The following is a 19,804-nucleotide window of genomic DNA, read 5'->3' on the forward strand; positions in this document are numbered from 1 at the left end:
TGGGGTGAAGCCATGGCCTTTTCTGGATCGGTGATCGTGATGGGTTTGAAGGCCGACATGGGCATGCCGCGTCGGCTGGCGCGCTGTGCGGTGGCATGCGCCGTCCGGCCCACTCGGCGGCGCACGCCACGAGGGGTTCCGTCAGCTGGCAGCGGTGTAACTGTCGAGGCTGACGTAGGTGCCGCTGCTGCGCGGGTCAGACTGCCCGGTGCAGGTGATGGTGACGGTGTGGCTGCCGTAGGTGAGACGCGGGCTGGTGAACACCAGTTGGCCGAAGACGGCGGAGCCCGGGGTGTACAGGTTCACGTTCACGGCCGGGCCGCCGTCGATGGATATCGCGGCGATGCCGTTGTCCGAGGTTTGCGAGGCGAACACTGAGATGGTGGATCCGGTGACCGTGGTGCTCGCCGCGGCGCCGGTGGAGTTGGTGTAGTGGTTGGCTCCGCCGTAGCAGCCCGCGCAGCCGGCGTTGTCCCAGGAGCCGGTGTAACTGGCTGCGGTGTCGTCGATGCGGGTCGGCGCTCCGGTGCCTGCGCCGGAGTAGGCGCCACGGTTGGGGACCGTGCCGTTCAGGTTGCCCCACAGGTCCTGGCCGTCGTTGGCGGGTATCTCCTGGCCCCAGTTCGGGATGACCGTGCCGCTGGCCAGTGCCGGGGATCCGGCCGAGAGCTGGTAGCCGCCGAGCGTGGCGATGCCGTAGGTGTCCCCGGTGGGGCCGACGAACTGGGGGTCGGCGGTGGAGGCGTTGTAGCCTGCGGCGGCGAAGCCGATGAAGGTGTTGTTCGCGTAGGTCGGTCCGGACGGGACCCATACGGCCGATCCGGACGGTCCGCGGAAGATGTTGTTGTCGAACTCGGCGTAGGACGGGGCGGGGCTGCTCGTGTCCCAGGTCTTGGTCCCGCAGTCGATGGTGTTGTTGGAGAACCGGTACGAGGCGAGGTTGCCGCTCATGTTGATGATGCGGCAGTCGTTGACCGAGACGTTGTGCCGGTAGACGATCACGGTCGCCTCGGCACCGCCGCACCCGACGCAGTCCAGCAGGATGCCGCCGGCGTTGTCGTGGTCGTAGTTGTCCTGATAGGTGCAGGTACCGGTGATGTAGCCGTCGCAGTCCCAGGCCTCGCTGTCGTGGCTCTGGAGGGTGATGTTGGAGACCTCGTTGAACTGGAAGGTGGGGTTGGTGTCGCCCCAGCCCCAGATCCCGGCGATCAGGACGGCGTTGACCGCGGTCCAGCCGAGCTGGTCGGCGGTGTTGTGGTCGATCAGCGGCGAGTCCGAGACGCACACGACAATGCCGTCGTTGGAGATGTCCTTCAGGGTGTTGCCCTGGATGAGGACTTGCTGGTTGCGCACCGCGTTGTTGTTGTTCCCGGTGTCCTGGTCACCGTAGAGGCCGATGCCGTTGCCGTGCAGGTCGTGGACGTAGTTGTCGGCGATGGTCAGGCCCTTGACGAAGCCGCCGTCATAGGGCAGGTCCACGCCGATGCCGTGCGAGAGGTAGAAGTCCTTGTAGTTCGCGCCGCGGTCGGAGAATCCGGTGACGTCGGTGACCTCGGTGTCGCGGATCGTGATGCCGTCGTGCTCGGTCTTGTCGTCGACCAGGATGTCGATGCCGGAACGGCGGGCCTCGGCGCCGGCGTGGTTGGTGACCTTCAGGTTCTGGATGATCCAGTAACTCTGGTCGGTCAGCTGCACCGCCCCGCCTCCGAGGGCCGGGCTGCCGGCGGCCGCGACGCCGTTGCCTGCGACCGTCGGGTTGGCGCCGGTGCCGTAGGCGTCGAGGGTGATCGGCGCGGCGGCGGTGCCGCTGCCCCGGGGTGCGAGCTGCCCGGTGCAGGTGGTTCCGCGCTTGAGCAGCAGGCTGTCACCGGGGGCGAAGGTGTGGGCGTCCGCCGAGGCCACGGTGTTCCAGGGCGAGCCCTGGCTGCCGTTGCCGCCGGTGGCTGCCGAGCAGTCCAGATACCAGGCGGTGCCGCTGCTGGGCGCGGAGACGGTCCAGGTGAACGTGGTGCTGGCGATCGCACCCTTCAGGTCGGTCGCGGTCAGGGTGGCGGTGTAGGTGCCGGGGGAGGTCGGTGCTCCTTGCACGGTGCCGTTGATGTAGTTCATCGCCATGCCGGGGGGCAGGCCGGTGGCCGACCAGGCGTACGGGGCCGTGCCGCCGGACGCGGCCGGTCGCAGACCGGTCGCCGCGCCCACCACGGCGTTCTGGCCGGACAGCGCCGACGCCGCCAGGGCGAGGCCGTCGGGCAGCGACCACTGCTGCGCAGCGGTGGGGTTGCAGTCGTAAATATCCAGTTGCAGGCCGTTGGTCGCGCTTCCGCCGGGGGCGTCGAGACAGCGGCCGGAGGCGGTTCCGACCAGTCGCCCGTTCGCATCCGGCGTCCACTTCTGGCTGGAGCCGCCGGTGCAATCCGACAGGTCGACGCCGATTCCGTTCGTCGTGCCCTGGCCGGCAGTCTCCAGGCACTTGCCGTTGGGTCCGCCGAGGTGAAGGGTTCCGTCAGAACCGACATACCAGGATTGCGCCGAGGTGCCGTTACAGTCCCACACCTCGATCTTGGTGCCGTTCTGGGTGGAGCCGCCGGCATCATCGACACACTTGCCGGCGATGCCGACGATCTCGCCGGTGGCCCCGGCCGCCGCCTGGGCGGCGGGGGCCGCGGCGATCGTGGTGAACGCGGGCGCCGCGGCGACCGCTAGCGCGACGGCCCATCGGGCCGATCGCTGAGTGAGGGTCAGGGACACTGCTCCTCCTAGGGGGCAGGCTCAGAGCGGAGTTGATGGGATCGCATCGTGATCCCCCCCGTCATGATGTGTCAATACTTTGGACATAAATCCGCGGTAGAGAGCCCTGGGTGTCCTGGCAAATCGGCTGGCAGCTACCCTGTGGTGGGAGGGGAGCCGCGAAGGCGCCTCGCCGTGTCATGTCTTTGGACACACAGGGGAAACTCACCATCAAAGGGGTGCAGGTCGTGACCGGAAGCAGGACCGGTGGAGCGCTCAAGTTGCTGCGCCGCACCAACCGCGAGCGGGTCCTCGAGCTGCTGCTGACCAGCGGGCCCATGCACCGGGCCGAGCTGGCCCGGCGTGCCGACGTGTCCCGCACGACCGCATCCACGCTGGTGGCCGAACTGATGGAGCAGGGCCTGGTCGTGGAGACCGACGAAGCCTCGCCGTCGGCCGACGGCCGGGCCAAGGAGTCGCTGGCACTAGCGCCGGGCGCGGGGCTGATCCTGGGGATGGACTTCATCTTCGACCGGGTCTGGATCCATCTCACCGACTTGAGCGGCAAGGAGATCGCCAGTCGCGGGGCGGTCCTGGACGAGGGTATGGCCTGGCTGGAGCGGGTAGATGCCGCGATGTCCGTCCTGCACGAGATGCTCGCCGAGCGGCACCTTGACGCCGACTCGATCCTTGGCGCCGGGATCGGCGTGCCGGGTCCGGTGGACAAGGCGACCGGTCATGTCGGCGTCTCGCTGCCGGGGCAGCCGTGGTCGCACGTCCACGCCGCTGAGGAGTTCGAACGGCGGCTCGGCATCCCGGTGTCGATCGAGAACGGCACCCGGCTGGAGGCGGTGGCCGAGGCCAACTGGGGTGCCGGTCGCGACATCGACAGCCTGCTGTACGTCAACCTGTCCAGCGGAATCGGCTCCAGCTTGATCGTGGGCGGCCGCGCCTACAGCGGAGCGGTCGGCGCCGCCGGGGAACTGGGACACGTCTCGGTCGACATCAACGGTCCGGCCTGCGGCTGCGGCAACCGCGGCTGCCTGGTCCTGTACGCCGGGATACCGGCGATCTTGGCTGCGCTACGTCCGCACCTCGGCGAGCAGACCACTATCGAGGATGTCCTTCGCCACTGTGCGCAGGGGGACCGCGCCTGCGCCGGTGTGCTGGCCGACGCCGGCGCGATCGTCGGACGCGCTCTGGCCAGCTTGTGCAACCTGCTGAACCCGGAGCGGATCGTCATCGGCGGCGAGTTGGCCGGTGCGGGGGCGGTGCTGTTCGAGCCGCTGCGTGAGGCTATCCACCGCTACGCGCTCTCGCTGGTCCGTGAAGTCGAGGTGGTCCCCGTGCAACTGGACCTGGGCGTGCGTGCCGGCGCCGTCGGCGGGGCGGCGCTGGTGCAGAGCGACACCGCAGCCTTGGCAGCCGCACTCGCCCGGTAACTACTCAGGACTCTGCTTTCACCCGAAGATGATCCGGATGCCTCCGGCGTCTGTGTCCATGGGCCGGACGACAAGGCAAGCAGCCTGTGCTGGATCTCGCGATCCACCCTGGCGACTCTCCTGGGGCCGCCGGGCCGTGCGCCATGCCCATCGGTGCCGCGACCGTCGACCCTGAAGTCCGTTGCGTCAGAAGAGCAGACAAAGATGCGCGCGGCTGCGGCAGTGACTCCGCACCGGCAAGGCATTGCGTCCGATTCGTTGACACTGTTATGAATGTGTAACCTGTTCAGATGAGTGAGGCCGTGGGGGTTGGAAACGTGGATCGTAGCGGTGGAGCAGCGCGCAAGGTGTTCCGTCGCAGCAACCGGGAGCTGATGCTCGAGGTGCTGCTCACGGACGGTCCGATGCACCGTGCGGAGCTGGCTCGGCGTGCCAACGTGTCGAGGACCACCGCTTCGATCGTCGTCACCGAGTTGCTCGAGCGCGGTCTGGTCGTCGAAACCGACGAGTCGGCCGAGAACGCCGACGGCCGCGCCAAGGAGAGCCTTGTCGTGAATCCGGCGGCGGCACTGATCGTCGGGATGGACTTCACATTCGACCGGGTCTGGGTCCACATCGGCGACCTGGGCTGGAACGAGGTCGGTAGCGAGGGGGCCACCGTGGACATCGGTCTGAGCTGGCTGGACCGGATCGATGTGGCCATGGAGATCCTGCACAAGCTGCTGGCCGAGCGCGGCCTGGAACCCTCGCTGATCCTGGGGGCCGGTATCGGAGTGCCGGGGCCCGTCGATCGGGCCACCGGCCATGTCGGGGTGTCACTGCCGGGTCAGCCCTGGTCGCACGTGCATGCCGCCGAGGAGTTCCAACGGCGTCTGGGCGTGCCGGTGTGGATTGAGAACAGCACCCGACTGGAGGCGATCGCCGAGGCTCGCTGGGGCGCCGGCCAGGGCGTGGACACGTTGCTCTACGTCTGCCTGTCCAGCGGGATCGGTTCGGGTCTGATCGTCAACGGGCGGCCTTTCAGCGGTGCGGTCGGGGCGGCGGGCGAGTTGGGACACGTCTCGGTGGACATCAACGGACCGGCCTGCGCCTGCGGCAACCGCGGCTGCTTGGTCTTGTCCGCCGGGATTCCCGCCGTGCTGAACGCGCTTCGTCCCCACCTGGGCCCGGATGCCGTGATCGGCGACGTCCTGAGCCGCTGCGCCGCCGGCGACCGGGCCTGCGCCGGGGTGCTCGCCGACGTCGGACAGGTCACCGGGCAGGTTCTGGCCGGCCTGTGCAACCTGCTCAACCCGGGCCGCATCGTCGTGGGCGGTGAGCTGGCCGCCGCCGGTGACGTGTTGCTGGACCCGATGCGAGCGGCGATCCGTCGCTATGCGCTTTCCCTGGTCCGCGACGTCGACGTCGTGCCCTCAGGGCTGGATCTGGGCGTACGCGCCGGGGCCGTGGGCGGTGTCGCGCTGGTACACGGAGACACGGCAAACCTGGTGGCCATGCTCGCGAACTGACCCACCGCCAGCGCCCGCCCACGCAACGCCCTTGGTCAACCCATTGTCATCGGGAGGCCAAGGGCGTTTGCTTGTGTCTGCACGACGCCTGGCGCCGGGACGGACAAGCACGCTGGTGAGCCTTCGACGGGAGCGCCTGTACTTCCGACATCATGCGCCGCCTGCCGCCCGCTCCCCAACACCGCGCACCACTTGGTCAATATTAAAGACGAAGTAACGGCCATGTCTCGGTTCGCGTTGCATGTTCGTCAACATGCTTGACACACTTTCGAGGCCCGGCCTAGAGTTCCGGCACGAGCGGTTCTCCTCTCCTGGTTCAGCGCGAACCTGCTGATCCAGGCGGCGGCTGCCCGGTGCGGGCGCGAGTAGGACTCCACCACCACGGTCCGGTCGCGCAACCCGCTGGAAAACCGGAAAAGGCAGTGACGGTTCCCATCTGTCGGGGGCGAGTCGCGTCCGGGGTCGTGTACCTGCAGGAGCCCTCTCGACGGCAGTTCGCCCCCGTCGCCGCCGAGTTCTTCAACGAATCCACGGTCGTTCTCGGGCCGCAGCCCGGCCCATCTGAAGGAGGAAGCGCATGCGCAACAAGGCTTTCGTGACGCTCGGCGTGCTGGCCGCCACAGCGGCGCTCACCGTGTCGGCCTGTTCCAGCTCCAAGAGCTCCGGATCGACCGGGTCGAACGGCTCCGGCGGGCAGGTGACGCTGAAGGTGGTCGGCTGGAAGGGCGGCACCGCCGAGCCGGCCCACATGAAGGAGATCAACGCGGCGTTCGAGGCGGCGCACCCGAACGTCAAGATCGACTACACGTTCGCGCCGTCGAGCGCCTACACCCAGAAGCTGAACGCGGAGTTCCTCGGCGGAACCGCCGAGGACGTCGTGATGGCCAGCACCGCGGACGCGCCGCGCTGGGCCAAGTCCGGTTATGTGGCCGACCTGTCGGACCAGCCGTGGGTGTCGGACCTGTCGGCGCCGGTGAAGCCGCTGGCGACCGTACAGGGCAAGGTGATCGCCGAGCCGAACGAGCTGACCGGCATCGGCCTGTTCAGCAACATGAAGCTGCTCAAGGCCGCCGGCATCGACAAGGCCCCGGCGACCTGGAGCGAGCTCATATCCGACCTTCAGGCGCTGAAGAAGGCAGGGCAGCCGGGGCTGGCTCTGCCGGACAAGAGCGGCTGGACCGTGTACGCGGCGATTAACGCCACCGCGGCTTCGAATGTGTTCGCCGCGAACCCCACGTGGACCGACGACCTCGTCTCCGGCAAGGCCACCTTCGCTGCCGACGCGGGCTGGAAGAAGTCCGTGCAGCAGGTCCTCGACCTGGGTTCGCAGGGGCTGATCGACTACAAGGCGCAGCTGGGCGTGGACGAGTGGTCGCAGGGCACCCAGGACTTCAAGGCCGGCAAGTCCGCCTTCCTGCTGCAGGGCTCCTGGTCGATGAGCGACCTCGCCAAGGGGGTGGACCAGCTGCAGTTCTCGCCGTGGCCCGGAGGGGAGGCCGCGGACGCTCCGATGGCCACGACCGCGGTCGGGACGATGTGGACGATCAACGCCGCGACCAAGCACAAGGCCGAGGCCGAGGAGTACCTGAAGTTCTGGGCCGCCTCGGACAACCTGACCCAGTACCTGAGTGCCGAGGCCGCGGTATCGCCGTTCAAGTCGGTCAGCACCCCCGCCATTCCCGGGGCGGAGGCTTTCATCAGCGCTGTCGGCGCCGGGCACTTCTGGGTGCTGCCGGAGAACGGATGGGCCGGCGGCAAGGCGCAGACCGCGATGACGAGTGCTTCGCAGGCGCTGCTGCTGGGCCAGGCCTCGGTCGACAAGACCCTCGCGGCCTACGACGCCGCCGCCAAGGGCTGATCCGTGCGACTGCGGGCGGCCACCTGAGCGGGTCGCCCGCAGTCTGACGACCCCATCCATCTGTCTTCGGGCGGTCCGCCCGGACGACCGAACCCCCGGTGCCGCAGCCTGCGGGGATTCGGCGAGAGGAGCCACCGGTGAGGATGCCACCCCTGACGCGCAGCCGAAGTCTGGTGCCGTTCGCGGTGCCGGCGATCGCTTTGTACACGTTGCTGATGCTGTACCCCCTGGTGAAGGCGATTCCGCTGAGCCTGACCGACTCCACAGGCGGCCCGACGGCCGACAACGTGGGGCTGGCGAACTATCGCGCGATGGCGCACGACGTCAATCTGGGGCCGGCCCTGTGGCACACCCTGGTGTTCACCGTCGTAGTGGTCGTGGTCCAGAACGCCATCGGCCTGGGCCTGGCGTTGATGCTGCGGCGCTGGGGCGCCTACGGCAAGGCTCTGGCGGTGGTGCTGCTCACCCCGGCGCTGCTGTCGGGGGTCATGGCGTCCTATATCTGGTCCTCGCTGTACCAGCAGGACGGTGCGATCAACTCGCTGCTGAAAGCGGTCGGTCTGGGTGCCCTGAGCCAGGTCTGGCTCGGCGATCCCTCGACCGCGCTGTATGCCATCGCGTTCGTGAACATCTGGATGTACGCCGGCTTCTCCGCGTCGATCTTCGCCGCCGGGCTGCGGACTGTCCCCCAGGACCTGGCCGAGGCGGCCCGGCTGGATGGTGCCACGCGGGCGCAGGTGTTCTGGCGGGTCGAGTGGCCGATGCTCGCGCCCTCGGTCACGGTCGCGGTGACGTTGTCGCTGATGGGCTGCCTGCGGGTGCTGGAACTGCCGCTGGTAATGACCAATGGCGGCCCGGCCGGCTCCACTGACACCCTCGGTCTGCTGATCTATCAGACGATCTTCACGGACGGTGAGCTCGGTTACGGCACCGCCTTGTCGGTGCTGCTGCTGGCCGTGGTGGTCGTGCTGGCGACCGGTACCAACACCCTGCTTCGTCGTCGTGAAGGGCATGTCCTGTGAGCACCTTGAGCAAGCCCGGCGCCGGTCGCCGGGTCGCGCCCGCGCGCCGCCGGACGCCGCAGCCGTCGCCGAACCGGAAGCACGCCGACGCGGCCGGGATGCTTCGCAAGGCCGCCGGAACTGTGCTGGTGGTCGTCTTCGTCGCGCCGTTCCTGTATGCGTTGGGCACGTCGCTGCGCACGCCCGAGGACGTCGCGGCGCATCCGATCGGATTCCCCACGCATGTGACCTTCAGTAACTTCTCCCGGGTGATCTCGGCGATGCAGTATCCGCACAGCGTGTGGAACACGGTGCTGATCACCGGCGGCGCCTGTCTGGTGGTCGTGGTGCTCGGGTCAATGGCCGGCTACGCGCTCGGGCTGACCACCCGGGGCTGGTCGCGCTGGACCTATCGGCTGTTCATGGCGGGGATGGCGGTGCCGCTGTTCGTGTTCGTCGCGCCTCTGTATCTGCTGATGCGTGACCTGAACCTGCTGGGCACCACCCAGGGCGTGATCCTGATCTACGCGGCGATGAACCTGCCGGTAGCAGTGTTCTTCTACACGAGCTTCGTCCGCACCATCCCCGGAGCCCTGCGGGAGGCAGCAGAGATAGACGGCGCCGGACGGCTGCGAACCTTCTTCTCGATCTACTTCCCGCTACTGTGGCCGGTCACCGCGACGCTGCTGCTGTTCGTGACCCTCACTGTCTGGAACGACTTGCTGGTCCCGCTGATCTTCTTGCAGGACCCCGGCCAGCGCACCGTCATGGTGAACGCCTACGCCTTGATGGATTCCAAGATCGTGCAGCCGACCGATCTGTTCCCGGCTGCCCTGCTGGGTATAGCTCCGCTCCTGGTCCTGTTCGCGCTGTTCCAGCGCCGGATGGTCGAGGGCATGAGCGGCGGCGCCGTCAAGGGCTGACCATGCGGGCGCGCTGCCTGTCCCGACACCGAAACCGCCGACGGCGACTGACGTTCTTGGAGTTCGCATGAAGATCACGGGGTGGGAGACCTTCCTTGTCGCACCGCGCTGGCTGTTCCTGCGCGTCGACACCGACGAGGGGGTCAGCGGCTGGGGCGAGCCGATCGTGGAAGGCCGGGCCGAGGCTGTCCGCGCCGTCGTCGACACCTTCTTCGAATACCTCATCGGCAAGGATCCCCGGCGGATCGAGCGGCACTGGCAGGTGCTGACCAAGTCCGGTTTCTACCGGGGGGGCCCGATCATGTCCAGCGCCGTGGCCGGTATTGACCAGGCGCTGTGGGACATCGCCGGCCGCGCCCTGGGCGTTCCGGTGTACCAGTTGCTCGGCGGCGCCGTCCGGGAGAAGGCGCGGATGTACACGTGGGTACACGGCGACACCCCAGAGTCCCTGGCGGCCGACGCGCGGGAGAAGGTGAGCCAGGGCTTCACCGCGGTAAAGGTCAACCTCACCGAGGCCGCCGCGCCGCTACCCTCGGCCGCCGACTTCGCCGCCTGGGCCGAGCGGATGTGGGCGCTGCGCCAGGCAGTGGGAGAGCGGGTCGACATCGCCGTCGACATCCACGGCAGATTCAGCACCGCGGCATCCTTGGTCATGCTGCCGCTGCTGGAGCCGATGCGGCCGATGTTCGTCGAGGAACCGGTTCTGCCCGAGCACTCCGGCAACCTGCGACGGATCGTCGCCTCGACGTCCATCCCGATCGCGACCGGCGAGCGGCTGTTCTCCCGCCGGGAGTTCGCTGAGGTGCTCGCCGCCGGTATCGCGGTGGCTCAGCCCGACTTGTCGCACGCCGGCGGTATATCCGAGGTGCGCCGCATCGCCGCCGCTGCCGAGACATTCGACGTCGCCCTGGCCCCGCACTGCCCGCTCGGGCCGATCGCACTGGCCGCGAGCCTGCAAGTGGACTTCGCCGCTCCGAACTTCCTGATCCAGGAGCAGAGCCTGGGCATCGGGTACACCGATGACGACAATCGACTGCTGGGCTACCTCAAAGACCCGTCGGTGTTCGCGATGGCCGACGGCTGTATTGCCCGGCCTACTGCTCCGGGGCTCGGTATCGAGATCAATGAGGAGGTCGTGAAGGAGGCCGCCGCAGCCGGACACGCCTGGCGACCTCCGATCTGGCAGCACGCTGACGGTTCATACGCCGAATGGTGAGCCGGCAGAACGTGGCGAAGTCGGCAAAACGACCGGGCCGCGTGATATCTGGGTCACGGATCGCTGCTCCCTAACCCCTGGAGGCCAGGAACTCATGACAGACACCGCCGCAGGCCGGGTCCGCCGCGTCGCCCTGGTTACCGGCGCGGCCGGTGACATCGGCCGTGCCACCGCCGCGCTGCTGGGCGCGCGGGGCTGGACGCTGATCCTGACCGACATCGACGACGCCGGTGGCGCCGGTGCCGCGGCGCAGCTGCGCGAGGGCGGCGCCGATGCGCACTACCACCACCTGGACGTCGCCTCCGAACAAGGATGGCAACAGCTCCAGGCCGAGATGACGGCCACCTGGGGCAGACTGGACCTGCTGTATTTCAACTCCGGAACCAGCGCCCGAACACCGCTGAACGCCGACGGCCTCCAGGATTGGGAAAACCTGCTGGACGTCCACGTCATCGGGGCGTTCCAAGGCGTGCGGGCCTGCCGGGCCCTGCTCGATCAGGCCAGCGGATCAGTCGTGGTGACCACGTCGATCCACGCCAGATCCGGGTTCAAGGATCACGCCGCCTACGCCGCTGCCAAGGGCGCCCTGGAAGCCCTCACCCGGCAGCTGGCCGTCGACTGCGCCCCGCAGATCCGCGTCAACGCGATCTGCCTGGGCAGCATTTACACCACCCCTTGGGACCTGGCCACCGAAGCCGAACTCACCGCAATCCGCAACCGCATCCCGCTGGGACGCATCGGCAACCCCGGCGATGTCGCCCCAGTCGTCGAGTTCCTGGCCTCCGCAGGAGCGGCCTACATCACCGGACAGACCATCGTCGTCGACGGCGGCCGCACCGCCTGGTCCGGCGAGTGAACGAAGAAGGACACATGCCGGACCTGCTGAAAACCCTGACCGCCCACCGAATACTGGCGATCGCCCGCGCCTCCACCGGTGACCATCTGGTGTCGGCCCTGGAGACCCTCATCGACGCTGGGGTGCGCTGCCTGGAGGTGACGCTGCCGACTCCGGGGAGTCTGGCCGCGGTGTCGCACATGCGCGAGCGATTCGGTGCCGACGTGTGCGTGGGGACCGGCACAGTGCTCACCGTGGGGCAGGCACGGCAGGCGATCGACGCCGGTGCGGAGTTCCTGGTTTCCCCCCATCTGGACCCTGACATCGTGGCCGAAGCCGTACTCCACGGCGTCGGCATGCTGCCAGGAGTGTTCACCCCCACCGAAGCGATCACCGCGTGGCGAGCCGGCGCGACTGCCGCCAAACTCTTCCCAGCCTCAGTGGTCGGACCGCGATACCTGACCGCGCTCCAAGGCCCACTCCCGGACCTGCCGTTCGTGCCCACCGGCGGCGTCGGCCTGGACGACGTTGAACAATGGCTCGCCAGCGGCGCCATCGCGGTCGCAGTAGGGTCACCGTTGATCGGCGATGCCTTGACCGGCGGGGACCTTTCCTGGCTACGCCGGCGGGCCACGGCGTTCGTCGGCGCGTCCGAAGGGTCCGACCATGCCTGACCTGGTCACTCTCGGCGAGGCCATGGCCGCACTGTCCCCGGGTCGGATCGGACCGCTAAGGCACTGCCGTCACCTGGATTTATCGATCGCCGGCTCGGAGGCCACGGTCGCGATCGGCGTGCGGCGTCTGGGTCACAGCGCCGCGTGGATCAGCCGGCTCGGCGACGACGAACTCGGCGCACTGATCCGCTCGGACCTCCAAGCCGAAAGCGTCGAGGTCCACGCGATAGCCGACACGCAGGCGCCCACAGGGCTGATGCTCAAAGAGCGCCGAACCGCCGACATCCGGCGCGTCCACTACTACCGCGCGGGATCAGCAGCATCCCGGCTTCAACCGGCCGACCTGCCTGAAGGCCTGGTCGAATCTGCGAAGATCTTGCACGCCGGGTCCATCACCCCCGCACTGTCACCCAGCGCGGCAGCCGCCGTCAACGAGGCAATACACCGCGCCTCGTTCGTCTCCTTCGACGCCAACTTCCGCAGCAAACTGTGGTCCCCCCAGGATTTCCGGCACTGGGTCCTGCCTGTTCTGCCGTCCATCGACCTGCTGTTCGCAAGCACCGAGGAAGCCCGAATCCTCCTGGCCCAAGGCGACGACGACCCGCCAGCACTCGCCAAAGCGCTTCGCGAACTAGGACCTCGCACCGTAGTGCTCACCATGGGCGCGCAAGGCGCGGTGTCCACCGACCCCGAAGGGGTCCACGAGGCCGCGGCCGTGCAGGTGACCGAGATCGACCCGGTCGGCGCCGGCGACTCATTCGTCGCCGGCTACCTCGCCTCCCTGCTGGACGGCGCCGACGCCGCGACCCGGATGAGGAGCGCCACCCGCGTCGCGGCCTTCTCAGTGGCAGCCCACGGGGACTGGGAAGGCCTGCCGACCGCCGCCGAACTCGCCACAGCGACGACATCCGATATCAACCGCTGAATACCAGGGGCTGCCCATGAAGATCTGGCACGACGATCCCCAGCCACTGGCCCACGAGCCACTGCTGCTGGGCGAAGGCCCCGCATGGGACGCCGAGACCGGGACGCTGTCCCTGGTGGACATCGACGGCCGTGCGTTCGTCACCATCGCCGAGCGCCGCATCACCCGCACCACGACCCACGACATGATCGGCTGCGCCGTGCCCTGGACCTCGCAGCTGTGGCTGGCAGCAGCCGGCACGAAGGTTCTCGGACTGGCACCAGACGGCGGCACCGTCGCATTCGCCACACTCCCGGGCAACGCCTCGCTGTACCGCGCCAACGACGGCAAATGTGACCCGGCCGGTCGCTTCTGGGTCGGCGTGATGGCCCGAGACGCCTCCGCCGGCTGCGGGACCCTGTGTGTGGTGGACGGCGACGGCGACGTGCGCACGATGCTCAGCGGACTCACCATCCCCAACGGGCTGGGCTGGTCACCAGACGGAAGCACCATGTACGTCACCGACACCGCTCCCGGCACCATCACCGCCTACGACTTCGCCATCACCACCGGTGCGCTCACCAACCCCAGAACCCTGATCACCATCGATCCTCGCTTCGGCGGGCCGGACGGCCTGACCGTCGACACCGACGGACACGTGTGGAGCGCTTTGTGGGACGGCGGCGCGGTCCTCCGGATCGCCCCGGACGGCGCGGTCGTCGCCGTGGTGGAGCTTCCCGTACCCCGACTGGCCAGTTGCTGCTTCGCCGGACCGGACCTGACCGAGCTGATCGTCACATCGGCATCGGTTGCTCTTGAACCAGACGTACTCCACCGGTATCCCCTGTCAGGCAGCAGCTTCCGACTGCGCACCGATTTCCAAGGGCTGGCGGCGACGCGGTTTCAGGGACGCGTCCCGGCATGACTGCAACGTGCTGCGCATCCGGCTATTTCACAGGAGGATCATCCGTGCTCACCTTCCCCGAAGGCTTCTTGTGGGGTGCCGCAACCTCCGCGCACCAGATCGAGGGCAACAACGTCAACAGCGACTGGTGGGTCCGGGAGAACGCCCCGGACACCCGCATGACCGAGCCGTCCGGCGATGCCTGCGACAGCTACCACCGCTACCGCGAGGACATGACCCTGCTCCGCGACGCGGGCCTGGACACGTACCGGTTCAGCGTCGAATGGGCCCGCATCGAGCCGGAGGAGGGCATGGTCTCGCGTGCGGCGGTGGCCCACTACCGCCGTATGGTCGAAACGGCGCTGGGGCTCGGTCTCACCCCGTCGGTCACGCTGATGCACTTCACCGTCCCGCGCTGGTTCGCCGACGACGGCATGTGGCGCAGCCCGAAGGCGGCCGAACGGTTCGCCCGGTACACCGAGCTGGCGCTGCCGATCCTCGGCGACGACGTCCGGATGGTGTGCACGATCAACGAGCCGAACATCGTGGCGATGCTCGCCGGCGGCGAGGACCCGGCCGATCTGGTCGCGTACGGCTTGCCGGCGCCGGACTTGGAGGTGGCCGACACCTTGTTGGAGTGTCACCGGCGGTCGCGGGAGATTCTCGGCGGGGTCGGGGGGATTCAGTCGGGGTGGACGGTCGCTACGCAGGCCTTCCAGGCCGAGCCGGGGTGCGAGCAGGTGGCGCACGACTATGGCTACCAGCGTGACGATTGGTATCTGGAGGCCGCGCGCGGGGACGATTGGCTCGGCGTCCAAGCTTACACGCGCACGATCATCGGCCCGGACGGACCGCGTCAGGTTCCTGATGACGTCGAGAAGACGCTGGCCGGCTGGGAGTACTACCCGGAGGCTGCGGCGCTTGGCGTGCGGAGTGCCTGGGAAAAGACCGACGGGGTGCCGATCTACATCACGGAGACCGGGATCGCGACGGCGGACGACGCGCGTCGGATCGACTATCTGCGCGGGTCGCTGGCCGGCGTGCATGGTGCGATCGCGGACGGCGTGGACGTGCGCGGATTCTTGGCGTGGAGTCTGCTCGACAACTTCGAGTGGTCTGCGGGGTATCGGCCGACGTTCGGGTTGATCGCGGTTGATCGGGAGACGTTCGTTCGGACGCCCAAGCCTTCACTGGGGTGGCTGGGGCAGGTGGCTCGGAACAACGGGCTGACTGAGTAGAGGATCTGATCGGCCATGACGGTCCGGCCGGTGTCTTCGGACACATGAGATGAGGGTGCCGACAATCGCTGCGAGCTGGGATGATGCCATGTCGTGGGGTTGAAGCTGATCCATCTGGTCGTGGCCCGGATGTTCTCGTGGCTGTGGTTGGGCGGGCGGGATCCGGCGGCGAAAGACGTCGAGATTTTGATGCGGCGTCATCAGCTTGCTGTGGCACAGCATCGTGATCCGCGCCTGGCTCGTAAGCTGACCTGGGCCGATCGTGCATGGCTGGTGTTGCTGGCCGGGGGGCGCAGATGAATCGGAGTGACTTCGTCGATCAGGCTGTGAGCTGGTTTTGCTGCTGGTAGCGGGTTGTGTGGTTGCGGCGGTGTTCGGCAACGAGATGGTGCCAGTAGGCGTCGAAGCCGAACGTTGGAAATCAGGGCCCGGAGTTTTAGGACGGCTTCGGTGCCGGCCAGTGACCAGCGGGCTCCGGTGATGTCCAGGCGGTCGGCGATAGGGTGGCGGGCTGCGCCCTCGACGATGCCGGTGGCGATCGGCCAGCCGGCCGTGAGGGCGGTGTCGTACCTCAGGTAGTCGTTCTTGTTCCGAAGGTAGGTGACGGTCTCGCCGATCTGCTTGCGGTCCTCGGGGTCTGTGCCGTGTTTCGGCCGCGGCGGCGAGCAGGTCGGCGATGTCGGCTGATCTGCCGTTCAGGATGGTCAGGGCCCATTCGGCGACCGCGGCGTCGGTGTCGTCGCCGTGCAGGATGCGGGCGGCGGCGTGCAGGTATTGCAGGACGTGTATTACGTCGATCACGATGTGGATCGGCGAGTTCCGCTTCGCGGCCTCGGCGCGGATGGCGTCGATCTGCGCGATCGCACCGCCCTCCAGGACATCACCCCGGCCAGTTCGACGCCGCGAACCTGTTTCGCCGTCGCGGCTGTCTCCGACCGTTGCGCCTGCTCCGGCGCCGCCGGGCAATCGGTCCTCGTCAAGACGGCGCGCCGGAAGTCGGTAGTATAGTTTGTCTTGTTTCCAAGCTGTAGACGAGGTGGGAGCACGGCGGCTCCGCCAGTTGCGTGCCTGCTGTTTAGAGCGGGGCGAATCGAATCCATGGGATGGTCGGCCAAGGGTGAGAACTCGGGTGGCCAAGGCGTGACGCCAAGCCGCGGCTTCGCAATGGTGGGGCGCGAGGATGAGTTGGTTCTCGTGTGTGGGGCTTTGGCCAGCCCGCCAGCTGTGGTGCTGGTGGATGGTGAGGCGGGTGTGGGTAAGTCCCGGCTGGTGTTTGAGGCCGGTCGGCAGTTGTCGGACAGTGGGTTGCGGGTGCTGACCGGGTTGTGCCACCGGTTGCGTGAGCCTCTGCCGTTCGGCCCGGTGCTGGATGCATTGCGCCTGGTAGGGCCGTGGCTGCCCGAACCGAAACAGCTTGCCTCGCAGGCCGGTGCGCTCGGGGTGCTGCTGCCGGATCTGGCCGGTCGTCTCCCCGATGCGCCTGCGGTTCCGGAGGATCCGCGGGCGGCGCGGTTTCAGTTGGTGGGGGCGGTGCGCGCGATCCTGGATGCGCTTGGCCCGGTGGTGCTGGTGGTGGAGGATGTGCACTGGGCGGATGAGGCCACCCGGGATTTGCTTCTGTTCTTGGCTCGGGACCTGCCCCGTCGAGCCGGGCTTTTGCTGACCTACCGGCGCGAGGACCTGCCGGATCGCGATGCGGTGCTCGGCTCGGCCTACCGTCGGCCGGTCGGCACCGGTGGCGCGGAGGTGCACCTCGGGCCTCTCACGCGTGCCGAGGTCGACGAACTGGCCGGTAAGGTGCTCGGATCTCGCGGGAACCCCACGCTGGGGAGGGCGCTGTTCGAGCGTAGCGGCGGACTGCCGCTGGTGGTGGAAGAGGACCTGATCACGCTGACCGAACCGGCTCATCGCGCCCGCCTGCTCACTACCGACGGTTCAACCCTCGCCTCGACAGGGGGCGAGGCTGCGATGTTGGCTCGGGCGGGGGTGCCACGCGGACTGCACGAGGCGGTCACCGCCCGTATGCACGGGCTCGGCCCCCAGGCCACGGCAATCGTGCAGGCCGCGGCGGTGCTCGCGGTCCCGGCCGCACGGGCGCTACTTGGTGCGGTCGCCAGTCTCGGCCCTGTGCAGACTGATGAGGCGTTGATCGAGGTTCTGGACGCGATGGTGCTGAGCGAGCCGGCGGCGGCGCGGTACGGTTTCCGCCACGCACTAGCTCAACAGGCGGTCTACCGGGCGATACCCGGACCGCGCCGCGAGGACCTGCATCAACATGCGGTTAAGGTACTTTCGGCCCAGTCGCCGCCCCCGCTGGTGCAGATCGCTTACCACACTCGCGCCCTCGGCGATACCGAAGTGTGGCTGGAGCGGGCTGAGCAGGCCGCCGACCAGGCCATCGCACTCGGTGACCAGGGCACTGCCGCGGTGCTGTTACGCGAAATCCTAGATCAACCAAACCTGCAGGTGGAGCTCCGCACCCGAGCCGCCCTGGCCCTAGCACGTTTCGCCGTCTTCAGCACCGAATCCTCGGCCAGCATAGCCACCCTGCGTCGGATCCTGTCCGACCCGCACCTGCCTACCAAGGTACGCGGTGAGGTCCGCCTCACCCTCGGCCTGCTCATGACGAACAATGCGCTCGATGCCAGAGGAGGATATCGCGCGGTCGAGCGCAGCGTGCGGGAACTTGAGGGTGCTCGCCCCGAACTATTGTTGCGCGCGATGGTTGCGCTGGCGACGGGCAGCGAAACATACGCGGAGGGGCAGCAATGGATGCGCCGCGCCGAAGCCGCCGCGCACGACAGCCCCGACCAAGTGGCCCGCGCCGCAGTGCGGGCGAGCAGCCTGACTCTCATGGCTCTTCATGGCGATCCCGCCGTATGGGAGTCGGTGCGTGACCTGCCAAGAAGCTCGAAGGACCCGGCCGTCCTGCGGCAAGTCGCCCGCGCTCTTTACAACGTTGGCTCGTCCGCCTTCGAGCTCGGGTGCGACGCGCGCGTCCCCGATTTACTTGAGGAGGCCATGGAACTCTCGCGGCAGGCCGGCTATCTCGGTCTGGTGGCCATGGGGGGTGACTGCATGCTGGCGTTGGACTTGCGCGCCGGCCGCTGGTCCCGGCTGGACGAACGTGCCTCAGCGCTCGCAGCCGAGTTCCCCGAAATGGCCACGGTAGTACGTGGCGCCGAGCAACTCCATGGAAGCCTCGCAGCTGCCCGAGGGCAGTGGACGCGAGCGCTCGAGCACCTGGGGCGGGCTGCCGACATGGTCAAGAACTCAGATGGCACCGGGCTCAACGACGTGCTTCGCATAGCTGCCGACACCGCCCGCATCTACCTGAGTCTCGACAAGCCTCAGGCCGCCTACACCGCCATCGCGCCGCCCGTAGAACGCCTGCGCCGCACCGGTCGCTGGGCGCGCGTGGATGACGTACTAGCGGTCGCCGTCCAAGCCGCGCTGGCCACCGGACACGAAGCTGACGCCCGGCAACTTCTGAGTGAAGCCGAGCACGGCCTGAACGGCCTCGATGCCCCAGGCGCCACCGCCGACCTGCACCTGGCACGCGGCATCCTGCAACTACACGAAGGTGATTCCAAAAGCGCCGCCGACGACTTCGACCGCGCACGCATCATGTACAACGCCATTGGCCGCCCCCACCAAACCGCCCGCGCCATCGAACACACCGCTGCCGCCCACCAAACCCAACAACCCCTGCTCGCCGCCGACGAACTCACCCAGGCCGCCGAGATCTACACCCGCCTCGGTGCCCCCGCCGATGCGGCCCGCTGCCAACGCGCCCAACGACAGCTCGGCCTGACTCGACCCCAGCCCCGCGGACGACGCGGCTACGGCACCGAACTGTCCCCCCGCGAAACCGAGGTCGCCCGCCAACTCGCGGACGGCGCCACCAATCAGGACATCGCCCACGCCCTCTCCCTCTCCCCCCGCACCGTCGAACACCACGTCACCAACGTCCTCAAAAAACTCCACACCACCCGCACACAACTCCAGAAGTCGGGCTTCCATGTACCCTGATGGACTCTGTTGCCCGTGGGTTGACGCCCTTACCGAACACCGTTCGAGGCAGCCCTGTACCGTGCCAGAACGGACGCATAGCTATTGACCTGCCTGTTTGTGTGATTGGTGGAACTGGGGTCTGTCAAAGAGTTACGGCTCTGCCAAGACTTTCGTGAGCTGAGATCGTTGATCTCAGTCGGGCCGTGACAGGCGTGTCTGACAGCAGGATGCTGCGAGTGTGTGACCTTGGGACTCTTCACCTTGAGGGACTCTGTTGCCCGTCGCGATCTGATCCCTGTGACCTGCACATATGCGAAGTGCTGAAATCGTGCGTGGTTCAAAAACCCTGCTATAGGGCTTCACCTGCGCGAATGCTGCCCGGGAGTGGCGCCGTGTAGGGGACGATGATGCTCGTGTCTGTGCGTCTGCTCTACCTTTTGTTTTGCCGGATAGCCTCCTGGCTGCTGTTGTTAGGCCGCAGCGGCGCCGCCAAGGACCTCGAGTTGCTCATACTGCGCCATGAAGTGGCGGTGCTGCGGCGAGCCAATCCGAAGCCGCGG

Annotated in this window: 15 protein-coding genes; 14 read left to right on the top strand and 1 reads right to left on the bottom strand. The window is 67.9% G+C overall.

The window, feature by feature from the left end; translation table 11 throughout:
* Positions 1-141: 141 nt before the first annotated feature.
* Complete coding sequence (locus tag ABIA35_RS46715; protein WP_370362302.1) at positions 142-2,748, bottom strand: ricin-type beta-trefoil lectin domain protein; 2,607 nt, start codon at positions 2,746-2,748, stop codon at positions 142-144.
* A gap of 179 nt (positions 2,749-2,927) precedes the next feature.
* Here ABIA35_RS46715 and ABIA35_RS46720 point away from each other — a divergent pair, with 179 nt between their 5' ends.
* The 14 genes from ABIA35_RS46720 to ABIA35_RS46785 all read left to right on the top strand — a co-directional run bounded on the left by ABIA35_RS46720 (position 2,928) and on the right by ABIA35_RS46785 (position 19,262).
* Entirely contained in the window at positions 2,928-4,169 is a 1,242-nt protein-coding gene (locus ABIA35_RS46720; protein ID WP_370343285.1) for an ROK family protein, read from the top strand.
* Positions 4,170-4,516: 347 nt separating this feature from the next.
* Entirely contained in the window at positions 4,517-5,677 is a 1,161-nt protein-coding gene (locus ABIA35_RS46725) for an ROK family transcriptional regulator (protein ID WP_370362303.1), read from the top strand.
* Positions 5,678-6,254: 577 nt separating this feature from the next.
* Positions 6,255-7,535, top strand: coding sequence for an ABC transporter substrate-binding protein (locus tag ABIA35_RS46730; protein WP_370343288.1), 1,281 nt, complete (start codon positions 6,255-6,257; stop codon positions 7,533-7,535).
* 143 nt (positions 7,536-7,678) lie between these two features.
* The gene (locus tag ABIA35_RS46735) at positions 7,679-8,557 is read left to right on the top strand and encodes a carbohydrate ABC transporter permease (RefSeq protein WP_370362310.1); all 879 of its coding nucleotides are present in this window, start codon (positions 7,679-7,681) and stop codon (positions 8,555-8,557) included.
* Complete coding sequence (locus ABIA35_RS46740) at positions 8,554-9,459, top strand: carbohydrate ABC transporter permease (protein ID WP_370362304.1); 906 nt, start codon at positions 8,554-8,556, stop codon at positions 9,457-9,459. The genes ABIA35_RS46735 and ABIA35_RS46740 overlap by 4 nt, the downstream gene beginning before the upstream one ends.
* Before the next feature lie 67 nt (positions 9,460-9,526).
* A complete protein-coding gene (gene dgoD, locus ABIA35_RS46745) occupies positions 9,527-10,675 on the top strand; it encodes a galactonate dehydratase (protein ID WP_370362305.1) in 1,149 nt (382 codons plus the stop codon).
* A gap of 94 nt (positions 10,676-10,769) precedes the next feature.
* Complete coding sequence (locus tag ABIA35_RS46750) at positions 10,770-11,531, top strand: SDR family NAD(P)-dependent oxidoreductase (RefSeq protein ID WP_370343292.1); 762 nt, start codon at positions 10,770-10,772, stop codon at positions 11,529-11,531.
* Between the two features lie 14 nt (positions 11,532-11,545).
* The gene (locus ABIA35_RS46755; protein WP_370343294.1) at positions 11,546-12,184 is read left to right on the top strand and encodes a bifunctional 4-hydroxy-2-oxoglutarate aldolase/2-dehydro-3-deoxy-phosphogluconate aldolase; all 639 of its coding nucleotides are present in this window, start codon (positions 11,546-11,548) and stop codon (positions 12,182-12,184) included.
* Positions 12,177-13,109, top strand: a complete 933-nt coding sequence (locus tag ABIA35_RS46760; protein ID WP_370362306.1) for a sugar kinase — start codon at positions 12,177-12,179, stop codon at positions 13,107-13,109. Before ABIA35_RS46755 ends, ABIA35_RS46760 begins: the two co-directional genes overlap by 8 nt.
* A gap of 16 nt (positions 13,110-13,125) precedes the next feature.
* Complete coding sequence (locus tag ABIA35_RS46765; protein ID WP_370343297.1) at positions 13,126-14,013, top strand: SMP-30/gluconolactonase/LRE family protein; 888 nt, start codon at positions 13,126-13,128, stop codon at positions 14,011-14,013.
* Positions 14,010-15,230: a glycoside hydrolase family 1 protein gene (locus ABIA35_RS46770; protein WP_370362307.1), complete on the top strand. Its 1,221-nt coding sequence runs from the start codon at positions 14,010-14,012 to the stop codon at positions 15,228-15,230. Before ABIA35_RS46765 ends, ABIA35_RS46770 begins: the two co-directional genes overlap by 4 nt.
* Before the next feature lie 93 nt (positions 15,231-15,323).
* A complete protein-coding gene (locus tag ABIA35_RS46775) occupies positions 15,324-15,530 on the top strand; it encodes a hypothetical protein (protein ID WP_370362308.1) in 207 nt (68 codons plus the stop codon).
* Between the two features lie 444 nt (positions 15,531-15,974).
* On the top strand, positions 15,975-16,238 hold the full coding sequence (locus tag ABIA35_RS46780; protein WP_370343302.1) for a hypothetical protein: 264 nt from the start codon (positions 15,975-15,977) through the stop codon (positions 16,236-16,238).
* A gap of 90 nt (positions 16,239-16,328) precedes the next feature.
* Positions 16,329-19,262 (top strand): AAA family ATPase, encoded by a 2,934-nt coding sequence (locus tag ABIA35_RS46785; protein ID WP_370362309.1) that lies wholly within the window; start codon positions 16,329-16,331, stop codon positions 19,260-19,262.
* Positions 19,263-19,804 lie beyond the last annotated feature (542 nt).

It is taken from the genome of Catenulispora sp. MAP12-49, assembly GCF_041262705.1.
In the GTDB taxonomy this organism is placed as follows: Bacteria; Actinomycetota; Actinomycetes; order Streptomycetales; family Catenulisporaceae; genus Catenulispora.